This is a genomic window from Pseudomonas syringae pv. tomato str. DC3000 (genome assembly GCF_000007805.1).
In the GTDB taxonomy this organism is placed as follows: Bacteria; Pseudomonadota; Gammaproteobacteria; order Pseudomonadales; family Pseudomonadaceae; genus Aquipseudomonas; species Aquipseudomonas avellanae.
Map to the genome: position 1 here is coordinate 5,206,585 of NC_004578.1, position 22,548 is coordinate 5,229,132.

A 22,548-nucleotide genomic window follows, 5' to 3' on the forward strand; every position below is an offset into this window, starting at 1 on the left:
CAATTGAGCAAAGCGACGCTCACGGTCAAGCATCATTGGCTCATCTCAATGAGCGACGGCGATCCATCATCCAGGACTCATCATTTTCACTCATTATTATTCACTTGGTCGTGGAGTATCAGCAGGCCCCCATGAAGGCCTGCGCTGTTCAATCAGTCGGCCTTGAGCGTCGACACCACCTTGTTGCTGGCGAGATCGACTGTGGAGATACTCAAGTCCTCATTGAGGACATACGCCTTCGACTTGTCTTTGGTGAAGACAATGGCCTGGCGGGGTGCCTTCAAACCGGTCACAGTGGTGGTCACTTTCAGCGTTTTGGTGTCGATCACTGAAAGGCTGTTGTCACCGAGGTTACCCGAGTAGACGTGCAGCCCGTCTGGAGTGAGGGCTGCGCCGTAGGGGTCTTTGCCAACAATGACGGTGGTTGTGATGGCGCGTTTTTGAGTGTCGACAACTGCGATGCTGTTACTGCCGCTGTTAGCCGCGTACAGCGTATTGCCGTCCGCCGATATGGAGATGGCGCGCAACTTGTTGAAGCCAGTGATCTCACCTTCAATCGTATTGGTCTTGCTGTCGACCAAGGTAATTTTGTCCCCAAGAAAGTTGGTGACATAGACGGTTTTGCCGTCAGGACTTACTCGGATGCCCTGGCGCGGTTGGGAGAAGCCAGGTACCACAGCTACTGGCCGCTGGTGATCAAGGTCAATGACCGACAGCGTGCTGGCCGCTTCATTGTTGACGTAGAGCAGGCTTCCGTCCTTGCTGAGTGTGGTACCAAAAGCACCTGCGCCCAACGGAATATCTGCGATCACTTTTAAAGTCTTGGTGTCAATCTTGCGCACGACCCCCAAACTGCTGTCGGAGAGGTAGAACACATCGCCAGTTGGCGAAAACACAATATTTCGCGGCGTGACGTAGCCGGTGAGAACCTGGCGAACCTTACCGGTTTTCAAATCATAAACCACTACATCTGGACGCTGACTGTAAGAGACCACCGCCGTCGTTTCATCAGGGCTGACGGCCAGCGAGTTGTTGTGAATATCGCCGTCAAACGTCCAGCGATCTTGCGCGGCACACGCGCTCATCGATGCGGCCAACGCAACACCCAACGTCAGGGCTGTGACGGTTTTCTTTATCACATTCATCAGAATTTCCTCATAGGGTAAGCAAGGCACCCAGTCGCGCCTTGGCATATACAACTCGTTCATCGCTGCAGGGCAATGAGTTGACTTTATGCGTCGTTGATAAATTCCGGAAACAACTTGTTTTGGTAGCTCTTACCTGTTTTATAAATAGGTCTAGCTACTCCTGGCTCACGAATTGACTGCATTTTTCCCAGAATCGCTCAAGCCCAGGCGAGATGTATTTGTCCCGGTGACGGATCAGAAAAAAACGTCGGGTCAGTGCAGGCAACGCGTGCGGCAGTTCAACCAAGACTTCAGAGGCCAGTAGATCCCGAACGACCCAGCGGGACAGGCAACTGATGCCGATGCCTTGTGCGAGGGTATGCTTGATGGCCTCTGAACTGCCGATCTGGCGCGTTTCGGCGAGATCGTGCAAATGACGCAGCAGCAATTGTTCGACTTCTTCACGGGTACCAGAACCTGGCTCGCGCAGTAGCCATTCAGCGGTACGAAGATCATCAAGTGTGACCTGCTGCTTTAGTGCCAAGGGGTGCCGTTGGCCTGCGGCAATAAGCAACTCATCAATTAGCCAAGGCTCGGCACTGAGTTCGGGCAGGTGGCAAGGCCCCTCGATCAGGCCCATATCAATCTCGAAATCAGCGACTCTTCTTGCGATAGCCATGCTGTTGGCCATGTCGACATCGACCCTCAAATGTGGTGTTGATTGACGTAGCTCACCGAGAATCAATGGCAGAACATAATTGCCTATCGTGGTACTGCATCCTACCCGCAAGCGTGTCTTCAGCCCGGCATGGCCGGGTAAGAAACTGGCCTCTATCTGTTGTGCATTCTCAAGCATCCTTCTGGCTTGAGGCAGTAAGGCATGGCCGTTATCGTTCAGCACTAAACGCTTGCCTACACGGTCGAACAGCCTGGTATCCAAGGCGCTTTCCAACTCGTTCAGTGCGGCGCTGGTTGCAGATTGGGACAGTGACACCGAAATGGCGGCGCTGGTGGTGCTACCGTGCTGCGCGACGGCGCAGAAAATTTGTAGCTGGCGTAGGCTTAGCTTCATGTAATCTACCTTCTTTATAGGTCATATAAACCTATACTATCCGTTTTTACCGCTATTCCCATCAAGCTATACTTCAACCATGTCATATCGAAGGCACACTGAAGCGGGAGCGCGAAAATGAGTGAGACACGACTCGCAGCTATAATGGGCGGCAGCCATCCACTGGCGGCTTTGTCCAATCCACGAGAAGCGATCCGGCAGTTCACACCCAACTGGTTCGCCGCCACGATGGGCACCGGGATTCTGGCGCTGGCTCTGGGCCAACTGCCCTTTGTTGCGCAGTGGCCCAAAGCGTTAGGGGAAGCCTTGTGGTTTTTTAATATCGTGCTGTTTTGCCTGTTTACGCTGATGTACGCGAGCCGTTGGGTATTGTTCTTCGATGAGGCCAAACAGATCTTCGGCCACTCCACTGTATCGATGTTTTTTGGAACTATCCCCATGGGATTGGCGACCATCATCAACGGTTTTCTCCTTTATGGTTTGCCACGCTGGGGGGGTGGGGTAGTCGCTTTAGCCGAAGTGTTGTGGTGGATCGATGTCACCATGGCATTGGCCTGCGGGGTGCTGATCCCGTATATGATGTTTACTCGCCAGCAGCACAGCATTGATCAGATGACAGCGGTATGGCTGCTGCCAGTAGTTGCGGCTGAGGTGGCTGCCGCCAGTGGCGGTCTATTGGCTCCGCACCTCGCTGATGCGAGCGCACAGTTCACCATGCTCATCACCAGCTACGTGCTGTGGGCCTACTCGGTGCCCGTCGCCTTGAGCATACTGGTGATCCTGTTACTGCGCATGGCTCTGCACAAACTACCTCATGAAAGCATGGCAGCATCGAGCTGGCTGTCTTTAGGGCCGATCGGTACCGGGGCTTTGGGGATGTTGCTGCTGGGCAACGATGCTCCAGCAATCTTTGCTGCCCATGGAATGGCAAGCATCGGCGGCGTAGCCGAGGGCATTGGCTTGATCGGTGGTGTGCTGTTCTGGGGGCTGGGATTGTGGTGGATGGTATTGGCGCTGCTAATTACCGGGCGCTACTTCAGGGAGGGCATTCCCTTCAACCTCGGCTGGTGGGGCTTCACCTTTCCGCTGGGAGTGTACGCCGTAACAACCCTCAAATTGGGCTCTATGCTGCACCTCACGTTCTTTAGCTTCTTTGGCGTGGGGCTGGTGTTGATGCTGACTGTCATGTGGATGATCGTCGCGGCTAAAACCCTGGCTGGTGCCTATCGCGGCAACTTGTTCGTCTCGCCGTGTATCCACTCGCTGAGCAAGGCGAGCAAAACCTGAGCCTTTGGCTACTTGATCGACTGTTTGGCGTGACGCAGTGTGGACAAAATGCGCTGCCTAACATTCGGGTGAGTGCAAACGGAAAGGGGGCTTGGGTGTGGCATTTCCAGCAATGAAAAATTAGGGAAGGCGAGCCGAACACGCGGTATGGCTTTCTGGGCAACACGTCCGGCAAACACGATAGTGACGAGATCAGGGAAAAGCGTCAGTAGCGTGATCAGCATCTCGATACCTTCCTCAATTTGCGCTCTGCGGAGCGGACCCTTGGGCTTATCGAGATCTGGTAACCAAGGGTACAAATTCCAAAGGACGGTTTTGTGACGTGCCAGTCCAACCTGCTCAATGAAACCTTTCAGGTTGCGTTGTGCAGGCCCCGGATTGTCTCTTGAGACATACCGTGGAAGACTGACCGTTCGAGCGGGCGATTCCAACAAGATCAATACCCTTGCGAAGACGCCGCCATCCAGTGGATCGAAATACGGTAATGTTCTTTCGCCCGTGGACTGGGCCATTACCCAGCGCGTCAATTCAGCAGTTTTCGGCAGCAGCAAAAAGTCTTCTCTTACCTTAAGAGAAATTTCCTGCTCTGCGCTTTTCTGATTGAGTAACACTACTTGGAAGCCTCCTTCTTCAGGTTATAGGCCGCTACCGATTTACGAATATCTTCCCGCGCTTCGTCTGCGCTCCCCCAGCGGCCCATTTTCACCCACTTACCCGGCTCTAACGCTTTGTAGTTTTCGAAGAAGTGCTGAATCTGTGCGAGGAGTAACGCAGGGAGGTCAGAGCATTCCTTTACATTGCTGTACATAGAGCTGAGTTTTTCATGAGGCACTGCGATTACCTTGGCATCCGCACCAGCTTCGTCCGTCATGTACATCACACCTACTGGGCGACTGCGGATGACAACGCCAGGTGATACCGGGTAAGGGCAAATCACGAGGACGTCCAAAGGATCGCCGTCATCGCTCAAGGTATTTGGAATGAACCCGTAGTTAGCCGGGTAGAACATCGGCGTGCTGAGGAAGCGATCAACGAAGATCTGTCCACTTGGCTTGTCCACCTCGTACTTGATCGGCGAGTGGTTTGCAGGAATCTCGATAACGGTGAAGAAGTCATCGGGGATCGCGTTACCAGCTGGAATATCCGTGTAGCTCATGCTCATATCTCCAAGCGTCTAGGAAAGGCCAATGCCACTGACGTTTTTGCCAACAGCTATACGTGGTTCGTTTTTTTACGGTAACCAGTCCAACAGGTTTACCGGCGATAGGCCGTCAGCGCACGAATGCATCATGTCCTGCATAAAACGCACGGCTGCCAAGATCCTCTTCTATTCGCAGAAACTGATTGTATTTCTCGACCCGCTCCCCCCGGCATGGAGCTCCTGTCTTGAGATGGCCAGTCCCCATCGCGACAGTCAGATCAGCGATGGAGCTGTCCACCGTCTCCCCGCTACGATGAGAAACCATCGCCCCCCAATTTGCCCCATAGGCCATTTCGATGGCGGCTTTGGTCTCAGTCAGCGTTCCGATTTGATTAGGTTTGATCAATACGGCATTGGCGACGTTTTCTGTGATGCCTCGCTGAATCCGTTCGACATTGGTGACAAATAGGTCATCTCCAACCAACTCGATCCGGTCACCCAGAGCTGCATTCAATAGCTTCCAGCCTGACCAATCGTCTTCCGCGAGTCCATCTTCCAGTACCGCAATCGGATACTTGTCGACCCAGGAGGAATAGAGATTAATCAGCTCTTGAGCATCGACCTTACGACCCTCAGAGCGCAGATGGTAAAGGCCGTTTTCATAGAAGCCGCTGGATGCTGGATCGATAGCGATCTCGATCTGAGATCCAGGGGTGTAACCAGCCCTCTCGATTGCCTTGATGATCAGCTCAATGGCGTCTGAGTTTTTCTTGAGTGCCGGCGCAAAGCCGCCCTCATCTCCGACCGCTGTTGAATAGCCGGCGTCCTTAAGCACCGCTTTCAGCTCGTGGTACACCTCGGAGCCCCATCGCAAGGCTTCCTTGAAACTGCCAGCCCCTGTAGGTGCAATCATGAATTCCTGAAAGTCAGGGCCTTGCCAGTTGGCGTGAACACCGCCATTGAGAATATTGAACATCGGGACGGGCATTCTTGCTGCTTGCTCGCCGCCCAGATATTGGAACAAGGGCAAGTTCAGCGCAGAAGCCGCCGCTCTGGCAACGGCGAGGCTCACGCCCAAGATCGCGTTTCCTCCAAGCCTGGATTTATCAGAGGTTCCATCCAGCTTAATCATCAAATGATCAATTTGTTCCTGGTCAATCGCATTCATGCCCCTCACAGACTCAAGTATTTCGGTATTCACATTGCTAACGGCCTTTAACACTCCCTTGCCGGAGTACCGCTGTGTATCTTTGTCACGCAACTCAACTGCTTCGTGAGCGCCTGTAGAGGCACCGGACGGTACTGAAGCCCGGCCCATGGCGCCGCACTCCAAGGTGACGTCGACTTCAACGGTAGGGTTACCGCGTGAATCGAGAATTTCACGTGCATGAATGGCCTGGATTTGCGTTTTCATTGATCTTCTCCAAGTAACGATTCGGGAGCGTCATTAACCATTTGAATCCGTTGAGAGGCCTCTATGTCGGACGTCAGCTCTCCATGAGTATCCTGAACAGCTGCACTGCCGACACCGCAATTGCGGGAACCAAGAAGCCTCCAATAATTAGTTCAGGAATCTCTCCCACCAAGGGCATGAACTGCCCTCTTTTTGCCATCTGGAAAAGCTCCATCATTTGGTTTGAAGCAACCATTACAGAGCAGCAATACGCCGTCTGGGCTTGTAGCCTGACGCGCCTTTGATTTAGCAGATGAAAGGTCAGCAAGGACACTCCAACGCTTACGATGAAAAGCGCGGCGAACTCATAGACGGATCCTGTGAAAAACCTGCCCATCACAAGCCCGAATACGATGCTCAGCGTCACTGCGCTCATGTGGTCTCCCAATTCTCTAAAATGATTTTGATGAGCCGACGTCGGTGAGCTCCATTTCGCGATCTCATCTTTGGATTGCCAACCGCCATCGCGCTCAATGTTGCTGTGCTCTCAGCTCGTAGCCCGGTACGCAGGTCTGGGCTACGTCGGCCTTGCAGGACTTTTCACTGGGCATACGCATCGTGACTAATGCGCCTTCGAGCGGGGTGACGACGTACCACCCCTCGCTCGAAATCTTTTGATTGTCTGCGATGCCCGCCAGAAAAAGCGACCAAAAAACCAGTCCTACGAGGAGCTGCCTGTTGTCATGAGCCCAGTTAGCGGGGGCTGGCTGTGGACGTAGGTTATAAACTCGGTACATGGCGTTTATCCTTTTTATCGGTTGTCCAACAAGGTGCGTTTTTTAGTTTTTCGCCTGGCCCACTCGACCGTATTCGATGGGCAATTTGATATAGCTCAGTGAAAACGACTCCTTGGCCAATGCCTCCAGCAACCTGTCGCACCCAATTTCATCAGTGGATATAGTCACCGTGACGGGATGGTCGGCACCGCCGAGGAAATGCGCCGTATGCAAATGCCCCAAATGATCTAGCCCCTCTGTACCGCTCACCAACGTCGCACCCAACGCGCCCTCTCGCTTGGCGAACTCGACCAACCACTCTCCCAGTGGAAGGTGCTGGTAGTTGGTACTCTGTTCGGTGAAAAACGTCAGTTGAAAGCCGTTCATAGCTACATCCTCTAATGTCGCGAGTGACCGACGCTTCGGTCGGCCTTACCTCTTCATTTCCGAGCTGTTTTCAAACTGAATTACGACGCGTCAGTGAGCGGTAACTCACATAAGAGAAGAACTGCTCGCACCTTGCGTAACTCGTCAGCGTGGTCGCGCAGGTATGCGCGCAGCTTGTCCTCTGTATCTAGCAATTCCAGACACTGGGGATGACGCATATCGCCAAGCTCCGGGTGATGATGGGAGATGCGATGGCCTGGCAAATAACCTGCAGAAATCGTCTTGAGCATGACCTGCTCAATTCTTGCTTTTTGAGCAACTTTAAGGAGGTGCTGGGCTAGTGCAGGTGCGCTTAGGTGGTGCCAGAAGCTGGTCACGCGAGCCCGGCTAGCGCCAGGAAAATAGAGTTGCAAAGCTGTCAGGCGATCTTGGTGATGTTCAATCATTTCTCTTCCCCCGCAAGAGTCACTTTCCGCTCGCTGGCGGATTCACTTTGAGCATGAAATTGCTTGATATCAGAGAGCCGGATTTCCTCCGGAAGAGGACGGTGATGCTTGCTGTGGCCGACGCGCTGGGCGTGATAGATCCCGGTGTGTCCGGATACGAGGTAACTTGCGATACAGGCAATGGCTGCAAGCGGAGCAATTTCGGGCCCGAAGAGCTCCATGGCCATAACGATGGTTGCCAGTGGCGTATTAGCTGCACCGGCAAAGACGGCGACAAAGCCGATACCAGCCAGCATGCCGAAGGGAAGGTGCAAGAGGGGAGCCAGCGCATTCCCCAAGGTGGCACCGATGTAAAACAGCGGTGTGACTTCGCCGCCCTTGAATCCAGTCCCCAGGGAGACAACGGTGAACACCATCTTTCCAAGCCAGTCCCAAGGGGCCATTGGCATTTGAAAGGATTGGACGATGCTCGGAATGCCTAGCCCGATGTACTTATCAACGTCGATGTAATGGTTACTACCGAGCGCCCACACTGCGACTGCGATCAGCAGGCCGCCGGCGAAGGGTCTTAATGGTGAATAGGTGATAAGCCGCTTAACGAAGGCTCCGAGCTTGTGGGTCGCAGTCGCGAATAGCAGGCCGGTAAGGCCAAAGACAATCCCAGCTGCCACCACAGCCATGACGCTCCACAGCTGCACCGGAACCACTTCGCCAATGACGTAATGCGTGTGAACCACGCCCCAGGCTTGCCCCACCTGGTCAGCAACGATTGCCGCAACCACGCAAGGGAAAAGCGCGTCGTAACGCATACGTCCAATGGCCAATACTTCAAGTCCGAATAAAGCCCCGGCAAGAGGGGTGCCGAAGACGGACGCAAAGCCAGCACTGATACCGGCCATGAGAATCACCCGACGGTCTTCGCGGCGCAGACGGAAGACATGCGTCAGTTGATCGGCAAGGGCACCGCCCATTTGCACCGCCGTCCCCTCACGTCCCACAGATGCACCAAAAAGGTGGGAAACCACGGTTCCGATCAGCACCATCGGCACCATGCGCAAAGGCACGATCTTCTTAGGATCATGGATCTCATCGATGATCAGGTTGTTTCCGGCATCAACGGGTTTGCCTATCAAGTGATATGCAAGTCCCACAGCAAAGCCGGCCACTGGCAGGAGCCAGATTACCCAGGGATGGGTTTCTCGCCACTGGGTGGCATGATCCAAAGAAAGCAGGAATAACGCAGAAGCAGAGCCTGCCAAAAGAGCTACAAGACCAGCAAGCGCAAGCCATTTCGCTATATAGGGCAGTAAGTCGAGTTGTTCAGGTCGTCGAAATTTAGACATTTGGCCAGCCACAAAAAATAAGTGGGCCTGACCAAAGAAGGGATTCTAAGCGCGAACGCCTACAGACCTGGTTTGATCAGGTTTCTGTAGGCATCATCAGCTGCTACGGGCGCAGCGGTTTGTTAATGGAGGAATGCCATCTCCAATGCGCCGATCTTAGCTAGGTCTGTCCAAAATGTAAAATCGTGTTTCGGAGTACGAGGCAAGCGAAGGCGTCTTCGAGTCACCGCTTACGAAAGAGGGCCAAACTAGGTGACCTCTGTTCCGACGAAGCCCAGCTCAACTGGGGTTTTTATGTAAAACAACGAGATATCTTCAAGCTCCAATCGCTTGAATAACTGTTCAGATTCGTCCTCGGTAATGGCCATACGAATTTCGGTAGGCTGATCCGCTAGTTCAAAAAAATGCGAGGAATGCAGCCGGCCGGTATGCCCAAAGCCTTCGATACCTGTGGACAGAGTCGCACCCCGCAGTCCCATTTCTTTCGCCAAATCAACGACCCAGTCGCCGAGCATCTTTCCCTGATAGCGACGATTCTGTTGAGTAAAGAAGGTCACCAGAAAAGCTTTCATGTTCCTCTCCTCAGCGCGTGTTGATTATTTGATAGGACAGAAGCCCGGCAGCCGTCATTACCAGCGAGCCCACGACGTGTAGTGAAACTGAGCCTAGCGCCCAGGGCAGCCTACCCATCACGACCAATACAGCCGCCATAGCCGGTACAGGCATCCAGGCCCATGCGTTGTTCCAGCTTTCAACGATGCGTGATCTCTTTGCCCCGGCAGCTGTTGCTACCGCTAAGACCAAAGGCAAAGCGATCAGCATCACAAAGGCCTCAACAAATGGGCCTATAGAAATGACCACTGTTGAGTCGTTACCCAGCATGAAGGTCAGGTACACCGGCAGCAGTACAAGCTGCATCAAAAGAAGCAATGGGGTGGCCGCCAGAGTGAGTTTGGAGTCGCCTTTACCGATATGGGTAAAAACCACCACATAGTCGATACAAGGCGTCAGCAAGACCAACAGGGCACCCACCAAAATCGCCGGGTGATTGGTTATCCCCATCGTCAATGCCCAAACCAGCAAGGGGATGGCCACGAAGTTGGCTGTGAGCAGCGCCGCCATGAAACGCTTATTTGCGAGGCCATTACGGAGATCCAAGAACGGGATCTGTAGAAACATGGCGTACATCAGCACTGCGATGGTGGGTGTCACCGTCGACCCTAATGCTTCAGACGCATTGGGGGCGAGCAGGCCTCCGAGGGCCGCGACAATGACCGCGACGAAGTAAATGGGAATCTGGTTAGTCTCTAGCTGTTCTCTGTCCACAAAATGCCCTTCAAGCGCGTGAAATTATTTTCTGAAGACAGGTTAATATCTGTAGCTGCTACAGGTTCAAGAAAATGCTTGGGGAGTTTGCATGTCAGGAATCGGGGCGCTGTCGAAATCAACGGGTTGCCACATTGAAACGATTCGCTACTACGAGAAAATAGGCCTTTTACCTCCCGCCCTGCGGTCGACTGGGCGTCATCGAATCTATACTGAAAAGCATCGATCAAGACTCGTCTTCATCCGGCAGAATCGTGAATTGGGTTTCCCGCTCGAAGATATCCGAGAACTCATCGCGCTCGCAGCAGATGCTGATCGTCCGTGCGCTGACGCGCTTTCGGTGGTCAAGAAGCACCTAGCGGAAGTAGAGTCGAAGGTAGCAAAGCTTCAGCAAATCCGGGTAGAGCTGCTCTCAATGGCAGGTATGTGTGAGTCAACATGCTTAGGTTCGAACACTCCAGACTGCACGATTGTTGAGTCACTTTTTGAACCTGCTGCTGGGGTTCGCTCTGGTTGCTGCTCCTAGACGAGTCAAGAGCATAGGGGGAGCAAGCTGCCATCGAAACCGAATAGCGCGATAGCCTCGACAGGGTGTTTCGAGCGTCCGTCTACACCAAACGGGCTGGTACAAGATGTGTTCGGCAGACGCTTACGACCTGATCAATTCCTAGTGGAATGAAAGGCGTGACGCTGGCCCGGGAAGCCAAGCGCTTTTACCCCACTCCAAAGGTGTCGCTGAAAACTGGTTATTCCGAAAACTCGCTAGAGCCTACGGATGCGGGGGGATTTTGATGTTATCCAAATCTTACGTGCCCATCGATCTGGCTAAGAAGGTGAGGCAAGTGCTGGAGGGGCCCAACGGGGTCAGATGACTATTCGTTCTTGTTCAGTGCAGCCGTCAAAGCCCGCCAGCTTGCTCTAATGGTGCATTGATACACCATGCGAGACTGAGCTGACTACTAAGCGTGCGACCACTGCACCTGGACAATACCGTGCCGCTTGGCGAGTGGCTTGCTAACGATCTGGACCCTGTCTCGGCGATATTTCGGGATCTGCGCTACCCCCGAATCCACTGCAGCCCAGTGCCAGGCCTCAGCATTGCTCATGATTTCCGCGCTGACGTAAAAGCTCTTGTCGGCACCATTGTGCACGTACTCGATTCGATAATGAGCGGAGTGTGGCATGGGCAATTCCTTTCCCGGAATGTGACGAAGTTCCCTTATTCGGAAAATCCCCAAGTTCCTAAGTTCCGTCTCTTTGAATCACCTCACCAGCTCCGGCAATGGCGGCATAGTGTTTAGTCCACACTGAGGCCTAAAGGCAAGTGGCGAATCCCCGATCTGTTATCAACCAATCTTCAGGCCATGAAGCTCAATTGCTGTGGAGTCACTCAGATTGCTGACCGGGTGGAGCGACTGGCTCATACCCATGGCAAGACGTGGCACACCTGGCACACCGATCAAGACAAAACACTTCCCCTAGGTGTTCCACAACTGATGATGGGGTTCACAGCTGACGGCCAGGCTGATCCCGCAATGCAGCAACAACGCAACCAACGCTTGGGAATCGTCAAGTCGGCAATCAAAGCTCAACGAGCCGATATTCAGATCCCCAAAGCAGATCCAGGTGCGGATGGATGGCAGCATGGGAAGACAATTCAGATCAACGATCCTACGGGACATCTTCACGGGCCCGCAACGTCACCCACCCCACAAAACACAAACAGCCGATCAACCCAATAGCCAATAGACTGTGCAATCCCTGCAGGCTCACGCTCAGGGAGGACGGTATATCGCCAAGGCACAGTCGACAGTCTAGGTCCGATATCCAAGGACATCGGACGAGTCCGCTGACGTACGTGAATACCTTAAACCTTGAAACGATTGACCAGCTGATTCAGACCAACCGCAAGCTTCGACATCTCGTTGCAAGCGCTTGCAGTCTGGCTTGCACCTGCAGAACTTTGGGAGGCCAGCTCGCGAATGCTAACCAGATTGCGATCGACTTCCCGGGCGACGTGCGCCTGTTCTTCCGAAGCGGTGGCGATGAGAATGTTACGCTCGTTGATGCCCGTAATAGCTGTCGCGATCTGGTCAAGCGAACTGCTGGCATCGCCTGCGACGCTTAGGGATTCTGCAGCCAGTTCTCTGCTGGTGGCCATCGCCTTCACGGCCTGGTCAGAATCGTTCTGAATGGCCTGAATCATCTGCTCAATTTCTTGCGTAGACACTTGCGTGCGGTGAGCGAGGGCTCGAACTTCGTCAGCAACGACTGCGAAGCCTCGGCCTTGTTCACCCGCCCTAGCGGCCTCGATCGCGGCATTGAGCGCAAGCAGATTGGTCTGCTCAGCAATGGCTCTGATCACCTCAACCACTTTGGAAATGTTCTGTGCACGATTGGACAAGCCAGTGATCTGCTCGCTGGTGTCGCGCACGTTGCTCGACAGCTTTTCGATGGACTTAAGCGTCTGCGATACACGCTCCAAACCAACCTCCGTATAGCCCTGACCTTTCCTGGACTCTTCGGAAGCTGATTCGGCATTGCGTGCTACCTCGTCCACTGCAGCGCTCATCTCGGTGACAGCAGTTGCAGCCTGATTTACTTCATCATTCTGCGACACCAGGCCAAGGCTGGATTGCTCAGTCACCGCGGTCATTTCTTCCGAGGCGGCAGCCAGTTGGGATGAGGAGTCAGCGATCTGCATGATCGTGCTTCGAAGGTTCTGCTGCATCGTGGCCAACGCGCTCAAAAGCCTGCCTGCCTCGTCGGTACCGCTTACCTCAACCTCCTTCGTCAGATCGCTTGAGGCAATGCGTTCGGCGACGCTAAGGGCGCTCCCGATGGGCGACGTAATCGTTTTGGTTAGAAGAGTTGCCAAACAAAGAGTCAGGAGCGCGACGAAGATAATCAGGCCGATGACGATGTAAAGACCTGAATCATAAACTTGCGTCGCTTGAACACCGGCAAGCGCAGCGCCTTTGTTATTGAATTGTGTTAATTCCTCGACCTGAGTTTCCATTTGGTTCGTGAGGGGACGTATACCGGTAGCGACGAGTTTGACAATCGAAGCGGTGTCGCCTGCCTTCAACAAAGGTTCCAGCAGATCCAGTTGGCTTGCGTAATCGTCGTAGGACTTTTTCACGGCCAAGAACAACTGTCGCTCCTGGTCACTCGCAATGAGGGTCTCATAGTTATAGACCGCATCCTTCATGGCTTTCCGGTAGGCAGGAAATTTGACGATGGTCTGCTGAACGGTTTGAGGATCGGCAACGGCCCGCTGGGTCTCCAACCGGACGCGAAGGACGGTGGAGTTCATCATCGCGGTTTGCCGAATACTGGGTAGCCAATTCAGTTCGACATCCTTTTCCGTATCGCGAAGCTTGCCCATCTGCAGTATGGCGATGACGCCCAAGACCACGACCAGCAAAATGATGGCCGAAAAAAACAAGGTGGCGCGTGGAGCGAGGTTTATATTTCTGAGCCGCATAGGACTTCCCACTGCAAGATGGCCAGAGGCCTGGTCTTGAAGCTATCGGCTAGAAATCGTGAAGGATTATGGCTGTTCGTCAGCTCGTTGACACCACGTCCCCCGGCGGCGCATGCGTACCATTGTCGGTTATGGCCGTTACTTACCAATGTAAGAAATACGTTATCACCAATAATTGTCACCGCCACTGTAAAAATGACCCCCTAACGCCAACCTAGAATTGACCCCCCTGGGTAAAACTGGCGGCTTTGAGCTGCCAATATGTTGACCCAGGAGCAGTCTGTGGAAATTAAAGTGTTGGCCCGTCAGGGCCATGGCATCAAATTCATCGCCCGTGAGCTGGGTATTTCGCGTAACACCGTGCGCAAGTACCTGCGAAAGGCCCGGTCGCTACCCAGTGACAAGGTGAGACCCGCACGTCCGTGCAAAATCGACCCCTTCAAGGACTACCTGCACGAGCGTATTGAGGCGGCGCGCCCACACTGGATTCCGGCGACCGTCCTGCTGCGTGAGATCACGGCATTGGGGTACAGCGGCGGCGTCAGTCGTCTGAAGGCTTATATTCGCCCCTTCAAACGTAAGGCAGAAGAGCCGGTGGTACGTTTCGAGACACTGCCCGGCAAGCAGATACAGGTGGACTTCACCACCATTCGACGAGGCCGTCAGCCGCTTAAGGCGTTCGTGGCGACACTTGGTTTTAGTCGAGCAAGCTTTGTCCGTTTCTCCGAGCGAGAGGACAGCGAAGCCTGGCTGACAGGGCTTCGGGAGGCGTTCGCTTACTTTGGCGGCGTGCCCGAGCAGGCATTGTTTGATAACGCCGGAACCATCATCACCGAGCGAGATGCTTTTGGGGAGGGCCAGCACCGTTGGCATCCCCGATTGGCTGCGCTGGCCGATGAGTTTGGTTTTATTCCCAAGGTCTGCCGCCCTTACCGTGCCCAGACCAAGGGCAAGGTTGAGCGCTTCAACGGGTATCTGAAGGGCAGTTTCATTACCCCGTTGGCCGCTACGCTCAAGAGTGCGGGTCTGACGCTGGATGTGGTGACGGCCAACGCACATATCGGCCAATGGCTCGACGAAGTCGCTCATCAGCGGATTCACGGCACGACGGGTGTTCAACCGGCGGTACGTCTGGCCCAAGAGCAGCAGGTACTATTACCACTGCCAACACAGAGCCTGCGCCCACAACCCGCCCAAGGCCTACGCCTGGGACGGGTCCTGCCGTACGAGAGCTTGCAGCATCCGCTGTCGGTTTATGAGCAACTGCTGGAGGTGAGAGCATGAACCTTCAACATGCTCGCCTGACAGAACTATGCAAGGGGCTAAAGCTTGAGCGCGTCGGGGTGGACTGGCCGCACCTGGCCCAACAAGCAGCAAGCGGCGAAGACAGCTTTGCCGACTTCCTCGAAAAGCTGCTGGCTGCCGAGACCGATGCCCGAAGTGAACGCTCTCGACAGGCCCTGCTGAAAACTGCCGCGCTGCCCGCTGTGAAAACGCTGGAGCAATACGACTTCGCGTTTGCCACCGGCGTCCCCCGGGCACAGCTCCAGGAGCTGGCAGCACTGAGTTTTGTTGGACGTGCCGAGAACATCGTGTTCCTGGGGCCTAGTGGTGTAGGCAAGAGCCACCTGGCTATCGCCCTGGCCTACCGGGCAGTGATGGCCGGTATCAAAACCCGCTTCGTCACGGCGGCTGACTTGATGCTGCAACTGACCGCTGCGCACCGCCAGGAACGGCTCAAGGAATACTTCAGTCGTGTGGTGATGGCCCCTGGGTTGTTGGTCATCGATGAAATCGGCTACCTGCCGTTTGGTCGTGATGAAGCCAACCTGTTCTTCAATGTTGTCGCCAAGCGCTACGAGCAAGGCAGCCTGATCCTCACGAGTAACTTGCCGTTTACCCAGTGGGCCGGAACCTTTGCGGATGATCAAACACTGACAGCGGCCATGCTGGACAGGCTGTTACATCATGCCCATATCGTGCAGATGACAGGTGAAAGCTATCGACTCAAGGACAAGCGCAAAGCAGGAACCAAATCTTCTCGGGCCGAACCGGCTCGAAAATATGAACCCGAGGGGGGTCAAAACTAAGTTGGCGATTTAGCACGGAAGGGGGTCACTTTTTAGTTGGCGTTGACAAATAATTGGCCTACCAAGGTATGAGACAGGTTTTGCAGATCTCGGAAGGAGATGCATAAACAAGGTTCATTATTTACCCGTTGAAAATGACCACTGCTTGGCTGCGGTTTTGCTCCAGAGCCTCGGGGGTGAACCGTCCCTCCGTGTGGAACGGCAGCTACCGGCCAAAAGCGGCATTCGATCCACTGCCGTCCAGCAGAAAAGCGAAAACCTCTCGACCTTTGAAAGCTAGCCTCTAAGGGTACGCATTATTTCCTCGACCACCGGCTTCGTGTATCTATTGCTGGGGTCAGTCTCCGGTGGATCGTTACTGCGGAGCCATTCACTTTGATCGAATGCTTGGTAAAGCGAGAAAGCGGGCTGAGGCATGTCGTTAGTCATGCCTACTTCAACAACAGCATTTATGATCCCGTTCATAACGCCGTCGCAAAAATCATAGAGCAGAGATCCTTGTAGATAGCCTTCCGCAACCGCGACGGACAACTCGTTCAGCACATCATGCGGTGCAACGCCGAAGCGTTCGCAAATGGGGATAAGACCACCCAGCGTTAAACCGTCTGCATCCGCTTTCACCGACAGTTCCCTGAGTTCGATCTTCGGTAACACCATGATCATGAGCTTCTTCCGATTAGGTGCGAAGATAGCACTTACAGATTGGCCGCACAGCGCTGCCACACGTCAATTCCATGCTGCAATACGAATTCATGGTCAGTCAACTTCAGGTACAGGCAAATGTCCACCATGGGGCGGTATCGGCCGCTGCTCACCAAGTCGTCTCCTAATTGTACGAAAACGATCCTTCCGACACTCCACACACGGCGTATTGAGCAGGAGCGGGTCGGCTAGGAGCCATAATTGCGATGATTCAAGACGATGGACGATAACGCGGTATGGGCCTTTAGCTGACCGGTTACGTTCAAACACGAGGATTGAGACATGGAATATCGGATTCAGATTGCTTCGGACGTGATCCGTGATGGCCTGGGACTCGAGCTTATTAACGCCACCAATCAAGTATGCGCCGAGGTCTTCAGGTGTGATTCTGATAACACATTGAAAATTTCGCTATTCGCTGAGGATCTGCCATTCGTACAGGTTGAAAATTTAGTGCTGATCGCCCGAACAGAATTGGTTCGCTACGAGGACGGCACACCCTTGCCCTCTGCTATCCCTCTCCAAAGCTCATAGAAAGAAGCCTTCAGACAGTCCCTCCCCGACGAACACTCCCAACCATTGCCGGCCTTGAGGTGCCGAAAGGGATCCCTTTCGACATCAGATGGTCTGCAACGGGCTGGAGGGATCGCCGGGGAGGGGCTGCTATCGACCCAAAGCAGTCGTTTATTTTGTCAAGATTAAAGACCCAGGGGCTCGCTCTGCCATAGGCCGCAGCGATCTTTCTTCGACTAGGATTGGGAGCCACATCGACGGTCCATAGACCCACCGCCTTTACCGCAAACCACGTGGGGGCTAGGATGGCTCGTTGCTATTGCGATGGCGATGTTCCTGCCAGATTCGCGATAAGGCTGCTCGGCCGTTGATGGATCTATGGTAAGGGAGAGTGGATGATGGATGGGGTCGAAAGCATTGCGAGCGGATTGTTGACCACACATGCAAAGTTGGTATTACACAACGCCAATGAAGCAGAAACACGAAAAAAGTTGATCGACAGAATAGTCGAGGACGTTTTGTCGTGGGACGACACTGATATCTCTTACGAGGAGCGCGTTTCCGAAGATGGCGGTACGACGTATGCCGACTACATCATTCGGACTGCAGATGTGGCTTTGCTTATAGAGGCAAAGCGCGTCGGTCGCAGCTTCGACGTGGTACCTACCCAGAAGCGAGTCAAGCTCACGGGTCGCATTATGGAGGGAGATACCGGGGCAGCTATCGTCCAAGCTCGGGACTACTGTAGGAAAAAGTCGATTCCTTTTGCTGTTGTCACCAATGGTGCGCAATGGATCATATTCCCGGCGGTCCGCACCGATGCCGTTTCTTTCTCCGATTCTTATGCGATCGTTTTCGACTCACTGAGTCGAATCCTCGGAGAAGAGTTAGAGCATTTCGTCGACCTGCTATCACGGACAGCCGTGGTCGAAGGAAACCTCGCCATCGAACTTATAGGTCGGACTACGGACCAGTTTGAGGAACGGCGCCTCAACAAGTTCTTCAAAGGGTCAACTGTAAAACGGCATAACCCTATCTACCCTCTGATTGAAAACGAGGTGATTAGCGCATTCTCAGATTCAATCGTAGGTGCTGAAAGCTCGCTCCTCGAAAAGTGCTATGTGAAAAATGCCGACCGGCAAAAATTCGATAGTCGTATCAGGATGCATTTGCAGCGCAGAGAGCCCCTCTTCTCAACGCAGCCCAAAAAGCCGATGCGAAAGAAGGAATCTTCCTCTCTAATAGACTCGATAAGCTCCGCCTCTGCGTCGCGACGACCGCTGGCGATTTTGATCCTAGGTACAGTAGGCACAGGCAAAACAACCTTCCTTCAATATACGCGAAAGGTTGCTTCCGCAGCGTACTTTGAAAAAAATCAGGGAGCGCCCTACCCGCACTGGATTGATATCGATTTCCGGAATTTTTCGCGCAGCGAGAATCCGCTGGAATTCATATACGCGCACCTGTTCACCTATCTGAGCACTGACCCATATTTTAGGGATTTTCAAAGGGCTATCAAACCCGCTTACCGCGAAGAAATTGAAGCGCTCCAATCAGGGCCTATGTTTCTCATTGCCCAGAACCAGACCGAATTCGATAAAAAAATAACGGAGCTGATTCTCAACGACTATAACGCTAAACGTCCCTACGTCGATAAGATGATTGCGCATGGTGCGAAGCATGCTCCAATCTTCCTAGTGATTGATAACGTTGACCAGTTTGAAGATGGCAGTACGCAATCAGGAATATTTTCCGATGCCATGGCGATCGCAGGACGATTGTCCCTTAACCTTATCATCTCCATGCGCGAATCTACCTATGTAGCGCATAGGGGGTCTTCGACTTTTGATGCTTTTGATTTTGACCCTTTGCATATCGAACCGCCTGAAATTCCCGCAGTATTAAGCCGCCGCTTTTTTATGACCGGCCAAATGCTAAGTGGAAAAAGCGGGAGCTTTACGACCCATGGAGGCGTAAATTTCAAAGTCGAAGACTTGTCGGTCTTCATTGATATCGTGAAGGCTTCGGTACTGGGAACAGAAATTGGCGAGCGCATTGATGTTCTAGCCAACCACGATGTACGCCTCGCCCTTCGGATGACTAGGGAATTTCTAGCGAAAGGATATACTGATCCAGCAAAGGCTCTCCAGAGTCATAAAAATAAAAACACTTACGTGCTGCCAAAGCAAGAAGCGTTCCGCTCTATCTTGTTAGGCAACCAATCTGTATATAGCGAAGAATTCTCCGTAATCGGCAATCCCTTTGACTCACGGCTAGGGAAATCCAATGGTGGATTACTGAGAATGTTCATCCTCTCGGCGTTGGTTAAACAAAGTAATGCTGAAGGGGGGCACATTGATGGCCCCGACATTCGTGACAATATTCGATCTATCGGTTTCTCCGAAGACGACACTCTGAAAGTCTTGGGCGACCTGACCGAGCTAAGATTTATTCATACTAAATCGCATGGCAAAGCCGACCTCAACAGCGGCTATTATGCAAGTAGACTGGGTGGCCATGTCGTGCGGGCTTTGATCGCCGATTTGACCTTCGTTGAAAATATCTTAATGGATACTTTTATATCTGACAAAGAGGTATGGGACCGGCTCCGAGATATCACTCAAAAAATTAGGGATGAACGCGAAATTGTCGTCCGGATGGAAATCAGGGTGGAACGTGCCAAAATTTTTTACCACCTGATGACTGAGCAGTATTTACCCCTGTTGGAGGAAGCAAGAAAAAGGGGCTTGAATCCAGTTTGGTTGGGAAATCCTCTGGAAGAGATGCGGGCTGCTTTCGACGCGGACACCTCTAAAGCACTCCACTCAGCTCAGCGGCTTTATGGGAAGTAACAGCCGAGGTCCGGGGCAAAAGTTGCAATATACGCACGCCCCATCGAGCATATTCGCAATTCTCCTTTCTGCTCTATTAGTGCTCCTTTTAAGCCGACAAATAGGTGACGTGCGCAGGTAACCCAGTCGCACGAGAAAGTCTAATTACGGAATGACCGTTTATGGCCGACTGCTGACGTTGATGAACAAAGCCATCCAGTACAGATCTAGTTATCAATCCAGTAGCGTAACCTTCAATTGAGGGTATCGTTCTGGGCGTATAAAAGCGGCGGAAGCGCATGTATCGTCGGTTACTCAAAGCGCATGCGGAAGGAGGCGGGATATGGACAGCGAGCAAAGGGTTGAGCAATGGAATGCATGTTGGATGATCGTTGCTGGGCGAGCGGTGTGCACTGGATGCCTTGAAAGCCAGGCACTGGAAGACAGCGAGAACCCGTTTTCTCACGCCCACGCGTGCAAGACTTACGATGAGAAATCTAAGCACCCGTGGATTGCGCTACACGACATCCTGGACTGCGCCAGAGGATAACTAGCCAACTCAACCTTACCACGTCACGCCTCTGAGACCCGCCGAGCAGTCTCGTGGGTCAGCTATCGGCCAGAGCCAGCCACTCCATAGTTTGTGCGCTACGCTGTAATGGAGTTCACCCTACACTAGATTGTTGCTAGACCAGCAGCACGCTCCGCAAAATGGTTGCCTTGCTTGGCAGCTCCTAGGAAGATGGATCGCGTCAGATGATCACTGTGAGATCTGGCAGAACGCTCCCAACCGTTTTGCCACCATAAGCCGCCCTACTAAAGGCGGCTTTTTTTTGTTTGCAAATAATCGCTACCTCCAAGGCATTGTATTCAACTGGAGCGAAGATGCCCCGGCTGCACAGTATGCGAACCTGAGACGACTCGTTGCAGGCTGGTCGCGGGGTCAGCAATGCTAAAGCCGATCCCTGATGCTTAAGCGAAGTCCTGAAGCAGGTATCGAGCCAAAGCAGCCGCCCATATCCTTGCGAATTCAGGCCGCGCTAACCATGGGAAAGTCGGGCCGGGGCAGCCTAAGCTTTACCGCTCAAAGGCTTGCCAGCAAACGCGGTGGCCCCAACGCGACCAAATGCCTCAATTGCAGAGTCATTAAAAAAGCTTTTGTACCCTGCCGATTGCTGGATCTTCTTTAGCTTCGCACGCGCTGCGGCCTTCACGTCTTCATTTTCTTTGGTTTTCATGCCCGTCCTCCAGGATCGGTTCGCTGTGGACAACGTTAGCTTTTGCAGTTGGGATGTCAACGCATTCCGGTATCGACGGATACCTGGTCTCGGTTCTCTGCGCTGGCACCCGATTCAGCACTTAGTGCCTTGAGTGCTACGCCTCCATCGGCCAACTCGATACTTTGCAATCCCGGGGCTATGGCATCTCGCAATTTTCAGCACAAATTCACTTATTGACGTATGTCCGACTCGGGCATCGTGGTTGAACTCATCTTCTGCGCTCGCGCATGGTCGACTGACGGCTATCGACCCAAAGCAGTCGTTTTACAATGGATAATGGCAGAGAAAGGCCTGCTTCCTGGTATCCCGACGTGATCACAATCGCGTGCGGGTCAACCTACAGGTCTTCGCCGGTAGCAAGGTGCTCGCTGATCAGTCCATGGATGATGCCAGCGGTAGGGCCATACTGATAGATAGTTGAGAGGGGGAACAAATCGTATCGCTTGCAAAAACGCACTATGGTGGCCAGCACCAAGATTCAGGCGAGTGGGCGTAGGTGGCTATCGAGGATAAGGAGGACGACCCGTTTTGATCTCATGCCGCCGGCTTTGCTGAGCTCAGGATCAGCACTTTGCTTGCAGCCTTATCCACGATCGCCAAGGTCAAAATCGGCAAGCAGCCTTGGATCATTCAACCCACAGGGTGGGTTAATGCTCAATCAGCGCCGACACGCGTCTGACGTATTGATGTGTCCGCTGCTAAAGCATGCCGAGTTCCTCCAGCTCCATGTTGATTTGTTGGAGCAGCGCCTTACGCGCAACCGCACGTTCTTGGGCTAGGAATGCTGCCGTGATGAGCGTGGCAGGGTGGACGCTAAGTACCTCAGCCAGCTGCGTTACCTTGTCAATGGTCGGGCACTTCAACCCACGTTCCAGCGTACTCAGATACGTCCTGCTACTAACTTCTGAGAAGTCTTCTTGGGTGAGGCCCCTTTGCTTGCGGATGTCCCGAAGGACCTGCCCAAACGCGATGTTCAGTTCCAATTTTCAGGCTCACAAAAGGAACGATCAAGCCTTCTTGAGTCCTATAGAGCTACAATCTATAGTGTTCATTTTGGAGGGACTTATGTTCACTACCTACCGAAGCTCTGAGATTCAGTTACCAGACCTCGGCTATCCTCGATATGGCGACACGCAGATCTGGCCATACGTTGAGCAGGAACTCATGTATCCGTGGTTTTACCTAAGCGTAGTTCGGGTAGGCGCGACCGAGTCGGATACGTACATGCTTATGATTCAGCATGCACGGGACGTCGTTTCACTAGTGCGTCGTGAAACCCCTCGGATGAGGGTTGAGGAGGTCCAAATTGTTACCCCTGCACACGTTAACGGTACTGATCGCTGGCTT

Annotated in this window: 22 protein-coding genes, 3 pseudogenes and 1 riboswitch; of the genes and pseudogenes, 8 read left to right on the forward strand and 17 right to left on the reverse strand. The window is 53.3% G+C overall.

Annotated features, from left to right (window positions below; all coding sequences use genetic code 11):
* Positions 1-152: 152 nt before the first annotated feature.
* Positions 153-1,145 (reverse strand): beta-propeller fold lactonase family protein, encoded by a 993-nt coding sequence (locus tag PSPTO_RS23845; protein ID WP_057443217.1) that lies wholly within the window; start codon positions 1,143-1,145, stop codon positions 153-155.
* A gap of 157 nt (positions 1,146-1,302) precedes the next feature.
* Complete coding sequence (locus tag PSPTO_RS23850; RefSeq protein WP_003317531.1) at positions 1,303-2,199, reverse strand: LysR family transcriptional regulator; 897 nt, start codon at positions 2,197-2,199, stop codon at positions 1,303-1,305.
* A gap of 117 nt (positions 2,200-2,316) precedes the next feature.
* On the opposite strand from PSPTO_RS23850, the gene PSPTO_RS23855 reads away from it, so the two are divergent.
* Positions 2,317-3,486, forward strand: a complete 1,170-nt coding sequence (locus PSPTO_RS23855; protein ID WP_011105083.1) for a TDT family transporter — start codon at positions 2,317-2,319, stop codon at positions 3,484-3,486.
* Positions 3,487-3,494: 8 nt separating this feature from the next.
* Here the strand turns inward: PSPTO_RS23855 and PSPTO_RS23860 are convergent, their stop codons facing one another.
* The 10 genes and pseudogenes from PSPTO_RS23860 to PSPTO_RS23905 form a co-directional block, all read right to left on the reverse strand.
* Positions 3,495-4,097: a uracil-DNA glycosylase gene (locus tag PSPTO_RS23860; protein WP_003317532.1), complete on the reverse strand. Its 603-nt coding sequence runs from the start codon at positions 4,095-4,097 to the stop codon at positions 3,495-3,497.
* Positions 4,097-4,642, reverse strand: coding sequence for an inorganic diphosphatase (gene ppa / locus PSPTO_RS23865; protein ID WP_003317533.1), 546 nt, complete (start codon positions 4,640-4,642; stop codon positions 4,097-4,099). Before ppa ends, PSPTO_RS23860 begins: the two co-directional genes overlap by 1 nt.
* Positions 4,643-4,757: 115 nt before the next feature.
* Positions 4,758-6,041 carry a phosphopyruvate hydratase gene (gene eno, locus PSPTO_RS23870; protein WP_011105084.1) on the reverse strand — a complete coding sequence of 428 codons (1,284 nt, stop codon included), beginning with the start codon at positions 6,039-6,041 and terminating at the stop codon, positions 4,758-4,760.
* Positions 6,042-6,114: 73 nt separating this feature from the next.
* On the reverse strand, positions 6,115-6,456 hold the full coding sequence (locus PSPTO_RS23875) for a hypothetical protein (RefSeq protein ID WP_003317535.1): 342 nt from the start codon (positions 6,454-6,456) through the stop codon (positions 6,115-6,117).
* Between the two features lie 94 nt (positions 6,457-6,550).
* Positions 6,551-6,817, reverse strand: coding sequence for a hypothetical protein (locus PSPTO_RS23880; protein WP_003317536.1), 267 nt, complete (start codon positions 6,815-6,817; stop codon positions 6,551-6,553).
* A 42-nt stretch (positions 6,818-6,859) separates the two neighbouring features.
* Positions 6,860-7,183: a DUF190 domain-containing protein gene (locus tag PSPTO_RS23885; protein WP_003425060.1), complete on the reverse strand. Its 324-nt coding sequence runs from the start codon at positions 7,181-7,183 to the stop codon at positions 6,860-6,862.
* A gap of 80 nt (positions 7,184-7,263) precedes the next feature.
* The gene (locus PSPTO_RS23890; protein WP_003317538.1) at positions 7,264-7,629 is read right to left on the reverse strand and encodes a hypothetical protein; all 366 of its coding nucleotides are present in this window, start codon (positions 7,627-7,629) and stop codon (positions 7,264-7,266) included.
* Positions 7,626-8,972: a voltage-gated chloride channel family protein gene (locus PSPTO_RS23895; protein ID WP_011267047.1), complete on the reverse strand. Its 1,347-nt coding sequence runs from the start codon at positions 8,970-8,972 to the stop codon at positions 7,626-7,628. Before PSPTO_RS23895 ends, PSPTO_RS23890 begins: the two co-directional genes overlap by 4 nt.
* Positions 8,973-9,052: 80 nt before the next feature.
* Positions 9,053-9,125, reverse strand: a riboswitch (Fluoride riboswitch).
* A gap of 95 nt (positions 9,126-9,220) precedes the next feature.
* On the reverse strand, positions 9,221-9,544 hold the full coding sequence (locus PSPTO_RS23900) for a DUF190 domain-containing protein (RefSeq protein WP_003425054.1): 324 nt from the start codon (positions 9,542-9,544) through the stop codon (positions 9,221-9,223).
* Positions 9,545-9,659: 115 nt separating this feature from the next.
* Positions 9,660-10,298 (reverse strand): annotated as a pseudogene (locus PSPTO_RS23905) (arsenic resistance protein); the annotation flags it as partial.
* 91 nt (positions 10,299-10,389) lie between these two features.
* Here PSPTO_RS23905 and PSPTO_RS23910 point away from each other — a divergent pair.
* Together PSPTO_RS23910 and PSPTO_RS30345 are read left to right on the forward strand one after the other, a co-directional pair.
* Positions 10,390-10,824 (forward strand): MerR family transcriptional regulator, encoded by a 435-nt coding sequence (locus PSPTO_RS23910; RefSeq protein WP_003425026.1) that lies wholly within the window; start codon positions 10,390-10,392, stop codon positions 10,822-10,824.
* Between the two features lie 137 nt (positions 10,825-10,961).
* A pseudogene (locus PSPTO_RS30345) lies at positions 10,962-11,170 on the forward strand (hybrid sensor histidine kinase/response regulator); the annotation flags it as partial.
* A gap of 87 nt (positions 11,171-11,257) precedes the next feature.
* On the opposite strand, the gene PSPTO_RS23915 reads toward PSPTO_RS30345, so the two are convergent.
* Positions 11,258-11,482, reverse strand: coding sequence for a DUF6555 family protein (locus tag PSPTO_RS23915; protein WP_003425025.1), 225 nt, complete (start codon positions 11,480-11,482; stop codon positions 11,258-11,260).
* 222 nt (positions 11,483-11,704) lie between these two features.
* On the opposite strand from PSPTO_RS23915, the pseudogene PSPTO_RS23920 reads away from it, so the two are divergent.
* Positions 11,705-12,040, forward strand: a pseudogene (locus PSPTO_RS23920) (DUF1264 domain-containing protein); the annotation flags it as partial.
* Between the two features lie 125 nt (positions 12,041-12,165).
* On the opposite strand, the gene PSPTO_RS23925 reads toward PSPTO_RS23920, so the two are convergent.
* Complete coding sequence (locus tag PSPTO_RS23925; RefSeq protein ID WP_011105087.1) at positions 12,166-13,785, reverse strand: methyl-accepting chemotaxis protein; 1,620 nt, start codon at positions 13,783-13,785, stop codon at positions 12,166-12,168.
* A 261-nt stretch (positions 13,786-14,046) separates the two neighbouring features.
* On the opposite strand from PSPTO_RS23925, the gene istA reads away from it, so the two are divergent.
* Both istA and istB read left to right on the forward strand, forming a co-directional pair.
* Positions 14,047-15,069 carry an IS21-like element ISPsy4 family transposase gene (istA, locus tag PSPTO_RS23930; RefSeq protein WP_002551322.1) on the forward strand — a complete coding sequence of 341 codons (1,023 nt, stop codon included), beginning with the start codon at positions 14,047-14,049 and terminating at the stop codon, positions 15,067-15,069.
* Complete coding sequence (gene istB / locus PSPTO_RS23935; protein ID WP_005741073.1) at positions 15,066-15,875, forward strand: IS21-like element ISPsy4 family helper ATPase IstB; 810 nt, start codon at positions 15,066-15,068, stop codon at positions 15,873-15,875. Before istA ends, istB begins: the two co-directional genes overlap by 4 nt.
* A 276-nt stretch (positions 15,876-16,151) precedes the next feature.
* Here the strand turns inward: istB and PSPTO_RS23940 are convergent, their stop codons facing one another.
* Positions 16,152-16,538 carry a hypothetical protein gene (locus PSPTO_RS23940; protein ID WP_057443230.1) on the reverse strand — a complete coding sequence of 129 codons (387 nt, stop codon included), beginning with the start codon at positions 16,536-16,538 and terminating at the stop codon, positions 16,152-16,154.
* Between the two features lie 321 nt (positions 16,539-16,859).
* On the opposite strand from PSPTO_RS23940, the gene PSPTO_RS23945 reads away from it, so the two are divergent.
* Both PSPTO_RS23945 and PSPTO_RS23950 read left to right on the forward strand, forming a co-directional pair.
* Entirely contained in the window at positions 16,860-17,111 is a 252-nt protein-coding gene (locus PSPTO_RS23945; protein WP_057443232.1) for a hypothetical protein, read from the forward strand.
* Between the two features lie 374 nt (positions 17,112-17,485).
* A complete protein-coding gene (locus tag PSPTO_RS23950; protein ID WP_226992655.1) occupies positions 17,486-19,942 on the forward strand; it encodes a P-loop NTPase fold protein in 2,457 nt (818 codons plus the stop codon).
* A gap of 1,049 nt (positions 19,943-20,991) precedes the next feature.
* Here the strand turns inward: PSPTO_RS23950 and PSPTO_RS29965 are convergent.
* Positions 20,992-21,159 carry a hypothetical protein gene (locus tag PSPTO_RS29965; RefSeq protein ID WP_162839073.1) on the reverse strand — a complete coding sequence of 56 codons (168 nt, stop codon included), beginning with the start codon at positions 21,157-21,159 and terminating at the stop codon, positions 20,992-20,994.
* A gap of 740 nt (positions 21,160-21,899) precedes the next feature.
* A complete protein-coding gene (locus PSPTO_RS23955) occupies positions 21,900-22,184 on the reverse strand; it encodes a helix-turn-helix domain-containing protein (RefSeq protein ID WP_011105091.1) in 285 nt (94 codons plus the stop codon).
* Positions 22,185-22,548: the final 364 nt, after the last annotated feature.

Coding starts and splice junctions, on each gene's coding strand:
- PSPTO_RS23845 (WP_057443217.1), bottom strand. CDS start 1,145: ATGAATGTGATAAAGAAAACCGTCACAGCCCTGACGTTGGGTGTTGCG.
- PSPTO_RS23850 (WP_003317531.1), bottom strand. CDS start 2,199: ATGAAGCTAAGCCTACGCCAGCTACAAATTTTCTGCGCCGTCGCGCAG.
- PSPTO_RS23855 (WP_011105083.1), top strand. CDS start 2,317: ATGAGTGAGACACGACTCGCAGCTATAATGGGCGGCAGCCATCCACTG.
- ppa (WP_003317533.1), bottom strand. CDS start 4,642: ATGAGCTACACGGATATTCCAGCTGGTAACGCGATCCCCGATGACTTC.
- eno (WP_011105084.1), bottom strand. CDS start 6,041: ATGAAAACGCAAATCCAGGCCATTCATGCACGTGAAATTCTCGATTCA.
- PSPTO_RS23875 (WP_003317535.1), bottom strand. CDS start 6,456: ATGAGCGCAGTGACGCTGAGCATCGTATTCGGGCTTGTGATGGGCAGG.
- PSPTO_RS23880 (WP_003317536.1), bottom strand. CDS start 6,817: ATGTACCGAGTTTATAACCTACGTCCACAGCCAGCCCCCGCTAACTGG.
- PSPTO_RS23885 (WP_003425060.1), bottom strand. CDS start 7,183: ATGAACGGCTTTCAACTGACGTTTTTCACCGAACAGAGTACCAACTAC.
- PSPTO_RS23890 (WP_003317538.1), bottom strand. CDS start 7,629: ATGATTGAACATCACCAAGATCGCCTGACAGCTTTGCAACTCTATTTT.
- PSPTO_RS23895 (WP_011267047.1), bottom strand. CDS start 8,972: ATGTCTAAATTTCGACGACCTGAACAACTCGACTTACTGCCCTATATA.
- PSPTO_RS23900 (WP_003425054.1), bottom strand. CDS start 9,544: ATGAAAGCTTTTCTGGTGACCTTCTTTACTCAACAGAATCGTCGCTAT.
- PSPTO_RS23910 (WP_003425026.1), top strand. CDS start 10,390: ATGTCAGGAATCGGGGCGCTGTCGAAATCAACGGGTTGCCACATTGAA.
- PSPTO_RS23915 (WP_003425025.1), bottom strand. CDS start 11,482: ATGCCACACTCCGCTCATTATCGAATCGAGTACGTGCACAATGGTGCC.
- PSPTO_RS23925 (WP_011105087.1), bottom strand. CDS start 13,785: ATGCGGCTCAGAAATATAAACCTCGCTCCACGCGCCACCTTGTTTTTT.
- istA (WP_002551322.1), top strand. CDS start 14,047: ATGTTGACCCAGGAGCAGTCTGTGGAAATTAAAGTGTTGGCCCGTCAG.
- istB (WP_005741073.1), top strand. CDS start 15,066: ATGAACCTTCAACATGCTCGCCTGACAGAACTATGCAAGGGGCTAAAG.
- PSPTO_RS23940 (WP_057443230.1), bottom strand. CDS start 16,538: ATGATCATGGTGTTACCGAAGATCGAACTCAGGGAACTGTCGGTGAAA.
- PSPTO_RS23945 (WP_057443232.1), top strand. CDS start 16,860: ATGGAATATCGGATTCAGATTGCTTCGGACGTGATCCGTGATGGCCTG.
- PSPTO_RS23950 (WP_226992655.1), top strand. CDS start 17,486: ATGATGGATGGGGTCGAAAGCATTGCGAGCGGATTGTTGACCACACAT.
- PSPTO_RS29965 (WP_162839073.1), bottom strand. CDS start 21,159: ATGAAAACCAAAGAAAATGAAGACGTGAAGGCCGCAGCGCGTGCGAAG.